Annotated in this window: 1 pseudogene; it reads left to right on the top strand. The window is 78.3% G+C overall.

The window, feature by feature from the left end:
- Positions 1 to 569, top strand: a pseudogene (locus ABD308_RS08675) (sensor domain-containing diguanylate cyclase); the annotation flags it as partial.
- Between the last annotated feature and the right edge of the window lie 211 nt (positions 570 to 780).

Below are 780 nucleotides of genomic sequence, written 5' to 3'. Positions count from 1 at the left end.
GCGCCGCGCACAGCGCCGACCCGGGGCAGCTGCTCACGGCGGTGCTCGCCGCGCTCGACCAGCAGGGCGCGGCGCGGGCCGTGCACCCGGCCGACACCATCGGCAAGCTCGCGGTGGTGGCCGAGACCGCGGCCCGGCTGCTGGACGCGGTCGGCTGGTGGATCTCCTACGTGCCGCCCGGGTCGCAGCTGATGCGCACCGCGCGGCACGCCGTCTACCGGATGACCAGCGGGCCGAGCAGCACCCGGGCGGAGACCCAGCGCGCCCAGATCGAGGCCCCGGACGCCGTCTTCGACCTGCGCCACTACCCGATGACGCGGCGGGCCGTGCGCGGCGGCGCCTTCGCGCTGCGCGCGGGCGCGGCGGGCAACGATCCGGCGGAGGAGGCGATGCTGGTGGTCTCCGGCTACCGCGGCATGGTCGCGGCCGGCGGCCGGAACCCGGCGGGCGGCTGGCTGCTGGAGCTGTTCGCCGACGACGCCACCCTGCCGCTGGGCCAGGTGGCCTCCGCGCTGCGGGCCCTGGTCGCGGTGGCGCTGGCCGGCCCGGCCTCCCCGCCGGAGGGCTGAGGCCGGCGCCCTTCGGTGACCGGTGTGTTCCGGGCCGGTCCCGGGCCGGTCGCGGTCCGGTCGCGGGGCTGGGCGCGGCGGGGCGCGCGTGGGAAGGTGTCGGCGGTCGGCGGCCGTCGGGGCGCGCCGGATCGGATGACGGGGTCGATTCCTGTGCGTGCTCGATTGACGGGTCTGGTTCTCTGCGCGGTGCTCGCGTTCGGCGGCACCG

It is taken from the genome of Kitasatospora putterlickiae (assembly GCF_039527695.1).
Classification (GTDB): domain Bacteria; phylum Actinomycetota; class Actinomycetes; order Streptomycetales; family Streptomycetaceae; genus Kitasatospora; species Kitasatospora putterlickiae.
This window is presented reverse-complemented; position numbering and strand designations above follow the sequence as displayed.